This is a genomic window from Fodinibius salsisoli, assembly GCF_026229185.1.
GTDB classification, from domain to species: domain Bacteria; phylum Bacteroidota; class Rhodothermia; order Balneolales; family Balneolaceae; genus Fodinibius; species Fodinibius salsisoli.
This window is the reverse complement of record NZ_JAGGJA010000012.1, coordinates 103,726-113,530: the sequence shown is the minus strand read 5'-3', so window position 1 is coordinate 113,530 and position 9,805 is coordinate 103,726. Positions and strand designations below refer to the sequence as shown.

The window sequence follows — 9,805 nt, the reverse complement described above, 5'->3', positions numbered from 1 at the left end:
GAGGGGCTGATTCCCTCCTTGGAGTCTAAACTCCAGTGTACTCCTTAGCCTTTCTCCGGCCGGCTGGTATTTTTAAAATGACAAGATTATTGCCATTTGCAATAGGTTGGTAAGTCTAACAGAGTTGTACTCCCGCAGTCTTTTGAGCCAATTAACATTGCCTGATGTTCCACTTCGACTACGCTGCACTTATTCGGAAGTGAAGGATTCTAAGGCCGAAGGAAAATAGCCTCCCTTTATTAAAAGTGACAAGTCCCCACCGGAAGAATTTCTGTCTGACGAGGGGCTGCCTGCAAACCGTGAACAACGGTGGTTTAATTTGTCAGCACCGAGGAGTTAAATTCTTCTTGGCTTTTTACGAGCCTTTTGTGCCAAGCCCCTCGTATGGACGGGACACGGCAAAAGAAACAATAGCTCGGTTAGTAAATAGTGTATTAGACGAGGAGCTTTAAGAAGGAGTAGGTTTATCACTCATCGGATGAGTGATTTGACCGAATAGGTAACCATGTCTCTTGGTACTCATCCGATGAGTATGAAATGCTCTAATTTTCGGCTGTAGTGCGAAATTTATTTCGCTTAGATACCCTCTACCCTCTACCCCTAAAACCTGTGCTCCGAAGCACGGCCTACTTAGCCGCCTTGCTACTTCGGCTATAGTGGGCCCTTTGGGCGTAGGATATAGGGGACTTTCTATGATTGAATATAGTATTGTAGGTCGGGAAGCTTTCCCGACTGTAACGACAATAATAGAGCTGCTATCAGCCGGACAAGATGTCCAGCCTACTATTGTATAGGCTACCTGTCACAATCTAATCTCCCCTTGAAGGGAGTACTGCGAAGCAGGGAGGGGGGTATTACAAATGTCGGTTGTCGGATATTGGTTGTTTTTGATCCATCCATGGGGGGCAGGCCCTTCAGTTGAAGGCCCAAGTTGCAAACTTGCGCCAGTTGGGGGGGTAGTAATTATACTGCTGTTTCAAGTTTGTAACTTGGAACAGTGTAAAGCATCCCTATATTATTAACAAGTTATCAATCCGAGGTACTTGTGACGAGGAGTCTCAAGCGGGGAATAGTTGGTTATCACTCATCCGATGAGTCTAAGCTTTAACGGATCAAGGCCCAGAATCCTTGGGATAGAATGGCAGGCAAGCTTCTTCAACGTCTCCTGATATTGATTACAAGGATTTGTTCTGTCCAGACCACTATGGACATCCAAACATATAACCAGTAAGAGAAATGTTAAGGTAAGCGCATCGCACTACCAACACTTCGGTTCAAAAAGCCGGGGCGGGCGTTACAGTTTTTCCAATAGTCTTTTTAGGAAAACCCGCATCTCTTTAAGGTCTTTTTTGAGACTGACGGGGACGTCTTCGGTGGAATTCCCGGATTCGGCTTCCTGCTGCAGTACCTGCTGCGCCCCTTCCGTGCTATACTTTTTCTCCTGGATTAGTTCTTTTAGTTTGAGAATAGTCTCAATATCCTGCTCCTTGTAGGTACGGTTGCCGGCTTTATTCTTCTTGGGACTTAATTCATCGAATACCGATTCCCAATAGCGCAACACATGGGCATCCACGCCCGATATTTCACTGACTTCACCGATGGAGTAATAAAGTTTTTTCATAGCAGATCTAAAAGTGTATCTTTACTGCTAATTATACATGATCTGAAGGATTTTTTCTAACTATTTGTGGTAAAATAAGTAAGAAAACATTGTCTCAACAATATTCGAATACATCAGAGATTAGTCTTAGCGTAGTTGTACCCTTATATAATGAGGAGCAGTCGATTACAGAAGTTACCAAAGGGGTGACGGAAGCCCTGTCTGATCGGGCTGCTTTTGAACTTATCTTTGTGGATGACGGTTCTTCAGATCAGTCCTGGAACGAAATTAAAAAGGTTATAGCAGAGCATCCCCGGGTAAAGGGAATTCAGCTGCAGCGTAACTATGGAAAGAGTTCGGCCATGCAAGCTGGTTTTGAGCATGCCCGAGGCCAATATATTGCTACGATGGATGCCGACCTGCAGGATGATCCGTTAGAGATCCCAAAGATGCTTCAACAGCTAAAAGAGCAGCAGCTGGATATAGTGAGCGGATGGAAAAAAACACGGCATGATCCGATCTCAAAAACAATTCCGTCCAAGTTTTTCAATAAGGTTACATCTTTATTTACAGGTATTGAGCTGAACGATTTTAACTGTGGACTAAAGGTCTATCGCCGCGAAGTGATTGACCACATCCATCTATATGGCGAGCTGCATCGCTATATCCCCTTTCTGGCCAAGCTGGAAGGCTATGATCGTATTGGTGAGAAAGTGGTGAAGCACCATCCCCGTAAATACGGAACCACCAAGTTTGGTCTTTCTCGCTTCATGCACGGCTTTCTTGATCTCCTGACGCTATTATTTGTCAACCGTTATCTTCAGCGACCGATGCACTTCTTCGGTACCCTGGGCTTCCTGTTCTTATTTGTGGGAGGGGTAATTAACCTCTATCTAACCATTGATAAACTGGTTTTTGGAGCTAACCTCGGCGATCGGCCGTTGCTGCTGTTTGGAGTCATGCTGATGGTACTGGGAGCCCAAACCTTCTCTATTGGCTTTTTGGGTGAACTCATCCAAAAACGTAATGAAAAGCAACAAAAGCCAAATATTAAAGAGGTGCTATGACCAGTTTTAAGTAAAACATAAGCTCATATTTTTTGATTGAACTTGCTACATTTTGGTGGACACCCGGTTAAGTTTCCCCCTTCCAAAGGGGGACAGGGGGATTTATCGATAAGCTGACGAGGCAAGAGACTATATTGTTGCTATTGAAAGTGAATATATTTCGGCATCACCATGGCGAGGCTTTTGACTTCGATTGATACATCCCCCTTGCTTCGCAGAAAAACGCTGCAAAGCTTCCCCCTTAGAAGGGGGGGAATACAGACTTACTTTAAAGAAGGTTTTATTTTGGCATGAGCTATATAAAATATAATCCAAAGCTTAAAAAGCGTGCCCGGAAACTACGGAAAAACAGTACGTCTTCTGAGATTGAGTTATGGAAAGCTCTTCGTGCCGGTAAGTTTTTGGGATATACATTTAACAGGCAAAAACCATTAGATGAATACATTGTCGATTTTTATTGTAAGAGCTTACATTTGGTGATTGAAGTAGATGGCGAAAGTCATGATGGTAAGAAAGAATATGATCAGAATAGACAGCAAAGATTGGAATCACTGGGCTTGACTGTAGTCCGGTTTTATGATCATGAGGTAATCAATAATATTGGAGGCGTTTTAGAGAAGCTCGAAAAAATGATTCAAGGACTTAATAAGAAACACGGCGTTCCCCCTTCCAAAGGGGGACAGGGGGATTTGAAAAAGGAAGAATAGTGAAGAGTTATATTATCCTGGCTTAGGCAAGAAACACTGATTTTAAATAGGAAAAAGTTTTTAGATAGATGAGTCGTATTGCTTATGATCCGGTAAAAGACCGGTTTGCTAATATCATCCGCAGCAGTCCAATATTGCGGACTGTTTTTTATAAATTACTCGACCTCTTTTTTCTCCGGAGCTGGTATGTACGTAACATCCTTCGGGAATATGGTGGTGAAATAGATCAGAAGGGGCCTTGGAAGTTGCTGGATGCCGGTTCGGGCTTTGGCCAATATGATCGCTTTGTGTTAAACGAGTTCCCCAATGTGAGGCTCAAAGCAGTGGATGTAAAGGAGGACTACCTGGCTGACTCCCGAGCGTATTTTGAGGAAGAGGTAAAGGCGGGGCGGGTCCAATTCCAGCAGATGGATTTACTCACTTTTGATGAAAGAGAAACGTACGACTTTGCCATCTGTATCGACGTACTCGAGCATATTGAAGAAGACCGTCGGGTGATGGGAAATGTTCATCAATCATTGCGCCCTGGCGGCTATTTCCTGATGCATTCGCCCTCCATCTACTCCGAAGAGGATGCCGGAGACGATGACTCTTTTGTAGATGAACACGCCCGCATTGGTTATTCAAAGGATGATATCCGCGGCAAATTAGAAGCCGCAGGATTTACTCCCGTTGATATCGCCTATACCTATGGATCGAAGGGACATCTGGCCTGGGAGCTGTTGATTAAATACCCCATGCTCTGGATGACGAAGATCAGGCTCTGGGCGCTCCCGCTTATGGCTATCTATTATATTTTTACCTTGCCTATAGGGCTTGTGTTAATGAAGCTGGACCTCCACGATACCAATCAAAAGGGAACGGGGATTTACGCTTTGGCCAGAAAGACGTAATCTGGTTTATATCCAGCTGCAACTAAAGCAGAACAATAGTATTTGCGCATTTAGCAGTGCTGGGGTACGGTTTACTTGTAGGATGGGCTTCCAGCCCGTCCAGCCAGATTCATGTGATAGAGTACCTTTTGTTTGTATATTTACTGTTCCATTTTTGAAACGACACAAAAACGGAACCCAAAAACGTCGCCGGCTGAGAATTCTGAAATCGGTTCCGAACGTGCGGCGAGAGTATTTCGATGGTCCATCACACTTACTGCTGCTTTTAATAAACGGACCGGTACGAAATACTCTGATTTCACCTTTCGTTCTCCACTCAGAATTCTTAAGCCGGGGATAACTGGAGACTTTATGAAAAAATAAACACTTGTACCTCCACAGTTTCCTCCAAAATTTGTCAAGTTTTGTGCTTTGATTAGGAGTCTCTCCCTTCCTTAAACTATTAGGGAAGGGAGAACAAGAGGGATGGGTAAAAACAGTCAGGCTCATTTGGTATAGCACCGAGGATTAAGGTAAGATATTCAAACAACTACTAGCGTTTGGGGGGGAATGAAGTTGGCACGGGCATATATTCCCGCGAACAGGCTCAATACAGGGTAGCATTTGTAAGATAAACTTTTATATTCGTATCAACAGTTAATTATATTTTATATGCTATGAAGTTTTTTCAATATTTTCTTTCCATATTTTTATTGTCGGTATTAATACTTCCGGCCCAAAATAGTTGGGCTCAAGAAACGGAAGAAAAACCGGATTTTGGAGCCTATTACTATCATAAAAAAGGCCTGTTTGAAGCCTTGCCAAATGCGAGCAATGAGATTATCTGGCTGGGCGACAGTATCACCGATGGTAATCAGTGGGCCGAACTATTCGGCAACCACAGGATGAAGAATCGTGGTATTTCAGGGGATATTACTGATGGCGTACTGTATCGCCTGGATGAGGTGACTGAATCGAAGCCGGCTAAGGTGTTTATTATGATTGGGGTGAACGATTTTGCCCGCGACCGTTCGGTTGATGATGTGCTCTCCAACTATAAAGAAATTGTTAATCGGATCAGGGAAGCCTCGCCGGAGACTGAAATTTATATTCAGAGTATTTTGCCGGTCAATGACGACTTCACACAGTTTCCTTCCCATACGGATGAGACTTCAGATATCAAAGAAGCCAACCGACAGTTACAGCAGCTGGCTGAAGAAAAAGGAGCCGTCTACATCAACCTTTTTGATGAGATGAGTGTGCAGGATGATAAACTAAATCCTGACTACACCGAAGATGGCCTTCATCTAAACGGTCAGGGATACCTGGTTTGGAAGTCAGCCGTTGAGCAATATCTGGATTGATTCTCACTGTATCGAGGCCTCCTTCTTGTCATTCTGAACTCGTTTCAGAATCTTATAAATATTTGTTAGCAACTTAAATATAGATGCTGAACTAAATTAAAAATGACCAGTTAAGTTTTGCAAAATCTCCTGCACCTTAATAATTCACTCCAACTAAATTTATGAACTAAGATGGGATCACCACGTCCGTATATTCTTGCCGAAACGAATTGGAAAACGGTTAAAGACCAAAATTATAATCTAGCGGTACTTCCATGGGGAGCGATCGAGGCTCATAACTATCACTTGCCCTATGCCACGGATGTGATGCAGTGCGATTATGTGGCGGCAGAGGCAGCTCGCAAAGCCTGGGAAGAGGAGGCTCAAGTCATTGTACTGCCTACGGTTCCTTTTGGGGTAAATACGGGTCAGCTGGATGTAAAACTTTGCCTTAATATGAATCCATCTACCCAGTTGGCGGTGCTTAATGACATTGCGGATGTCCTTAACCGACAGCAAATATCAAAGCTTGTAATCTTAAACGGGCATGGCGGCAATAACTTCAAGCAGATGCTGCGTACCCTTAACGTCGACTATCCGGAGGTCTTTTCTTGTGCACTTAACTGGTACCAGGCAGCAGATGCGGATCAGTTTTTTGATGAACCGGGTGACCATGCCGGGGAACTGGAGACCAGCGCTATGATGCATATTCTTCCGGATTTGGTGTTGCCCTTATCCGAAGCCGGTGATGGAAGGGCCCGCTCTTTTGCCGTGCAGGGACTGAATGAGCAGTGGACCCAAACACAGCGTAAGTGGACCGAGGTAACCGAAGATACGGGCGTTGGAGATCCATCCCAATCAACCCCCGAGAAAGGGGAAGCCTTCCTGGATGCGACGACGGATGCCATTGCGCAACTGTTCATAGACCTTTCGAATACGCCAAACCAGAAGCTGTATGAGTGAGGGGGAGATTCAGTAATTGCTGGCAGTATATAGTTTGCTGGATCCCTTTTCCCAATCCCAATAGCTGGAAAAGTTAGGCCTCAGCTACAGCTCAATGAAATAGGGAGAATTTAATATGAGGGGCGTCCCAGAGCTATATTTACCAAAGGTATGATTAAGCTGATTATTGAGTAATACCTACAAATAAAAAAGCCTTGATAAATTAGCTTTATCAAGGCTTTAGATGGTACCGCGTACGGGATTCGAACCCGTGTTACCGCCGTGAAAGGGCGGCGTCCTAAACCCCTAGACGAACGCGGCATTTAATCCAGTAAAAAAGCTTCACCGAACGGTCGTTCAGCAAAGCTGAAAAATGAAGTGCAAGGATACGTTAATTTATCCTTTATTACAAACATTTTCGAAAAATGGGGAGCCTGATGGGATTTGAACCCACGGCCTCCAGGGCCACAACCTGGCGCTCTAACCAACTGAGCTACAGGCTCCATCGAAGAGTACCGCGTACGGGATTCGAACCCGTGTTACCGCCGTGAAAGGGCGGCGTCCTAAACCCCTAGACGAACGCGGCATAATAGAATCAATATATAAAATAACAGAGGCGACAGGCGGATTCGAACCGCCGTAGGAGGTTTTGCAGACCTCTGCCTAACCACTCGGCCATGTCGCCTTAAAACAACAATCTGAGTACGCCCGACAGGAGTCGAACCTGTAACCTACGGCTTAGAAGGCCGTTGCTCTATCCAGTTGAGCTACGGGCGCCTGTCGGAATTTAGAATGTAACCCCTCCTAATACTGTTGGGATTGAATGGTGATTATTGCCCGTATCTAAATAAGTTTCAATAATCGTAATTCATCATTCCTTAATGTCGGGGAGACAGGATTTGAACCTGCGACCCTTCGCTCCCAAAGCGAATGCGCTACCGGACTGCGCTACTCCCCGAATTTCCTTTCAGAAAGAAGTCAAATATAAGGGTCTTCTGGTCTGAAATCAATTTCAAAACCAAATGATTTTTATTCTTTTAGTTTAGCCCACCATTCCTGCAAAAATCCGTGTCCATAGGCCGTAAGCTGAATGAATGAGGCCAAAACACTAAGGGCACCAATGGATATACTTTTATTTTTATAGGTAGCATGTGTAAAGAGTAGTGCGCAGGTAAAGAAAAAGGGATAAAGAAAAAGCTTAAACAGAGATAAATTCCACAAGGGAAGCGTTATAAAGACAAAGAATCCAATGGTAAATAGTGCCGGAAGCAGGTGGACTATTTTAATTTCGGAGGGATAAAAACGGCTAATATTAATACGAGCCCGCCCAAAAAAGTGCAGTTGATTATAGAACTGTTTTAAACTGGTGCGCCGCTTGTGGTATACGAATGCGTCTTCAATGAGTGCGGTTTTAAATCCGCTGTTGATAATACGAATGCTAAACTCAATGTCTTCGCCCATCCGGGTGATACGATACCCGCCGGTTTCTTCAAATACCTGCCGCGAAATGCCCATATTAAAACTTCTGGGATGAAAGGTGCCGGCATGCCGCTTATTCCCACGAATTCCGCCTGTGGTGAGGGGAGAGGTCATGGCATAGCTGATGGCCTTCTGAGTGGGGGTAAAAGCTTGATGCGCCCGATCAGGCCCGCCAAAGGCATCCACCGAATGTTCCTCAAGGTATTGATTGACGGTTTCAAAATAATGAGGGGGAATGATGCAATCAGAGTCAAAAACGATGAAATAGTCCCCCCCGGCTCGTGTAAATCCATAATTCCGGCTAAAACCCTGTCCCGAATTCTCCTTATAATAATATTGTATGTCTAACTGGTCGGTATATTTTTCTACAATATTTTTACATCGCTTTTCGGAACCATCTTCAATAATTAACGTTTCAAAATTTTTGTAGGACTGTCTGTTCAGGCTTTCCAGGAGTTCATCTACTTCCTGGGGGCGATTGTAAACGGGTATGATAACCGAAAAAAACATGCATTCAATACTAAGTTAAAAGTAGGCCAAATCTACAAATAAAATGATAGAATTGTGACTTGGATACAGGCCTGCAAGTTTGCCTAAAAATTACGTTCTTAAATTTGCTAATTCTTAATGCTTCAGTTGTTTCAATTATGATTCGTACTCTGTTTTCATTGATATTTTTGATGCTCTTACCTGCCATGGTGTGGGGACAATCATTAACAATTGCACCAACACCCGCTACATCTACAAATGAACCTTCCGAATTTACTATGGAAGGAGGGGCTAAGATAAAGCTGGATGGTAATAGTCTGCATTTTTTAAATTCGGGGAAAAGGGTATCGCAATATTTTGCTTTTGGAGTTTCCCAGGACCGCTCTGTGCTTAGTTTATTAGGCTACTCCGATGGCAAAGCCCAAATAACGTTATTTACGCCCCTTGGAGATACGCTGAATAGTTACGCTTCCATATCGGTCAATCCCAATGACCCCTCTTTGGCGGTGTATCCAGTGAGTTCGGGGCATCTTTTGCTTCGGGATAATATTATGAATTTTATTTGGCACGATGGGCTTGGCAATAAGGGGACTAACATCTCAAGCGGAAGTGGTAGCCAGCAGGGAGAGACGATCTCGGAAGTGGCAATGAGTACCGACCGCCAGACCGTCGTTGTATATACGCCTAAAATTAAGCTGAAAAACGGCTTAGGATCCAAAGCAGAATTGCTGAAGGCTGATGATGAGTTCCAACGAATTTTTCAGTCTGACAGTCGCTATATTAAAGATTTAGGGGTAGCCGATGATGGTAATTTAATAACGGTTGTAACAGCTGCTGAAGGGACCAGCGACGAGGTAATTATCCTGGATAAGTATGGAAATGAAATCAATACTTTCACCATTGAAGAGCCTGTATTGGGAGCTAACTTGGCAGCAGATGGAAAACATATCACTGTTTATTCTAATAAGAGGGTAGGGGTGTATAATACTCTCAATGGCGAACGTCTGGGAAGGGCCAGCCTGCGAGAAGCCGTTTTGTCAGCCGACTATTTTCCAGCCGACCAGATGATTGTTCTGCTTAGTGGTGATTACTCTTCGGCCTCCGGGATCTTAAATGATGTACAGGTTAAAGCCATAGACTTAGAAAAAAGAGACATTGTCAGTGAAGGTTATTCAGGGGCATTGGGATTTAATGAGGCCTTTACCCTTAGCTTTGAGCGGCTTTCCACCAACAAGTATCAGTTTAACGGAAGTAACAAGGAACTGATTATTGATGTTGCCTTTTAACAGTTCAGAAATAATCCACA

The 9,805-nt window shown here is 44.0% G+C and carries 8 protein-coding genes and 6 tRNA genes; 6 read left to right on the top strand and 8 right to left on the bottom strand.

What is annotated here, in order from left to right:
- Window positions 1-1,294: 1,294 nt before the first annotated feature.
- A complete protein-coding gene (locus tag J6I44_RS16175) occupies window positions 1,295-1,621 on the bottom strand; it encodes a MerR family transcriptional regulator (RefSeq protein ID WP_265767195.1) in 327 nt (108 codons plus the stop codon).
- Between the two features lie 89 nt (window positions 1,622-1,710).
- Here J6I44_RS16175 and J6I44_RS16170 point away from each other — a divergent pair, with 89 nt between their 5' ends.
- The 5 genes from J6I44_RS16170 (at window position 1,711) to J6I44_RS16150 (ending at window position 6,552) form a co-directional block, all read left to right on the top strand.
- Complete coding sequence (locus tag J6I44_RS16170; protein ID WP_265767194.1) at window positions 1,711-2,667, top strand: glycosyltransferase family 2 protein; 957 nt, start codon at window positions 1,711-1,713, stop codon at window positions 2,665-2,667.
- Between the two features lie 290 nt (window positions 2,668-2,957).
- The gene (locus tag J6I44_RS16165; protein WP_265767193.1) at window positions 2,958-3,374 is read left to right on the top strand and encodes an endonuclease domain-containing protein; all 417 of its coding nucleotides are present in this window, start codon (window positions 2,958-2,960) and stop codon (window positions 3,372-3,374) included.
- A gap of 68 nt (window positions 3,375-3,442) precedes the next feature.
- The gene (locus J6I44_RS16160; RefSeq protein ID WP_265767192.1) at window positions 3,443-4,267 is read left to right on the top strand and encodes a class I SAM-dependent methyltransferase; all 825 of its coding nucleotides are present in this window, start codon (window positions 3,443-3,445) and stop codon (window positions 4,265-4,267) included.
- Between the two features lie 656 nt (window positions 4,268-4,923).
- On the top strand, window positions 4,924-5,610 hold the full coding sequence (locus J6I44_RS16155) for an SGNH/GDSL hydrolase family protein (RefSeq protein ID WP_265767191.1): 687 nt from the start codon (window positions 4,924-4,926) through the stop codon (window positions 5,608-5,610).
- A gap of 171 nt (window positions 5,611-5,781) precedes the next feature.
- On the top strand, window positions 5,782-6,552 hold the full coding sequence (locus J6I44_RS16150) for a creatininase family protein (RefSeq protein WP_265767190.1): 771 nt from the start codon (window positions 5,782-5,784) through the stop codon (window positions 6,550-6,552).
- Window positions 6,553-6,776: 224 nt separating this feature from the next.
- On the opposite strand, the gene J6I44_RS16145 is transcribed toward J6I44_RS16150, so the two are convergent.
- The 7 genes from J6I44_RS16145 to J6I44_RS16115 all read right to left on the bottom strand — a co-directional run bounded on the left by J6I44_RS16145 (window position 6,777) and on the right by J6I44_RS16115 (window position 8,520).
- Window positions 6,777-6,852, bottom strand: a tRNA-Glu gene (locus tag J6I44_RS16145).
- 105 nt (window positions 6,853-6,957) lie between these two features.
- A tRNA-His gene (locus tag J6I44_RS16140) sits at window positions 6,958-7,034 on the bottom strand.
- A 10-nt stretch (window positions 7,035-7,044) separates the two neighbouring features.
- A tRNA-Glu gene (locus J6I44_RS16135) sits at window positions 7,045-7,117 on the bottom strand.
- 28 nt (window positions 7,118-7,145) lie between these two features.
- Window positions 7,146-7,216, bottom strand: a tRNA-Cys gene (locus J6I44_RS16130).
- 18 nt (window positions 7,217-7,234) lie between these two features.
- Window positions 7,235-7,308, bottom strand: a tRNA-Arg gene (locus J6I44_RS16125).
- A gap of 107 nt (window positions 7,309-7,415) precedes the next feature.
- A tRNA-Pro gene (locus J6I44_RS16120) sits at window positions 7,416-7,489 on the bottom strand.
- A gap of 71 nt (window positions 7,490-7,560) precedes the next feature.
- Window positions 7,561-8,520 (bottom strand): glycosyltransferase, encoded by a 960-nt coding sequence (locus tag J6I44_RS16115; protein ID WP_265767189.1) that lies wholly within the window; start codon window positions 8,518-8,520, stop codon window positions 7,561-7,563.
- A gap of 137 nt (window positions 8,521-8,657) precedes the next feature.
- Here J6I44_RS16115 and J6I44_RS16110 point away from each other — a divergent pair, with 137 nt between their 5' ends.
- Window positions 8,658-9,785, top strand: a complete 1,128-nt coding sequence (locus J6I44_RS16110; protein WP_265767188.1) for a hypothetical protein — start codon at window positions 8,658-8,660, stop codon at window positions 9,783-9,785.
- Window positions 9,786-9,805: the final 20 nt, after the last annotated feature.

Bases quoted from the DNA above. Each gene is read 5' to 3' on its own strand.
- J6I44_RS16150 (WP_265767190.1), top strand. From the start codon at position 5,782: ATGGGATCACCACGTCCGTATATTCTTGCCGAAACGAATTGGAAAACG.
- J6I44_RS16160 (WP_265767192.1), top strand. From the start codon at position 3,443: ATGAGTCGTATTGCTTATGATCCGGTAAAAGACCGGTTTGCTAATATC.
- J6I44_RS16115 (WP_265767189.1), bottom strand. From the start codon at position 8,520: ATGTTTTTTTCGGTTATCATACCCGTTTACAATCGCCCCCAGGAAGTA.
- J6I44_RS16155 (WP_265767191.1), top strand. From the start codon at position 4,924: ATGAAGTTTTTTCAATATTTTCTTTCCATATTTTTATTGTCGGTATTA.
- J6I44_RS16175 (WP_265767195.1), bottom strand. From the start codon at position 1,621: ATGAAAAAACTTTATTACTCCATCGGTGAAGTCAGTGAAATATCGGGC.
- J6I44_RS16165 (WP_265767193.1), top strand. From the start codon at position 2,958: ATGAGCTATATAAAATATAATCCAAAGCTTAAAAAGCGTGCCCGGAAA.
- J6I44_RS16110 (WP_265767188.1), top strand. From the start codon at position 8,658: ATGATTCGTACTCTGTTTTCATTGATATTTTTGATGCTCTTACCTGCC.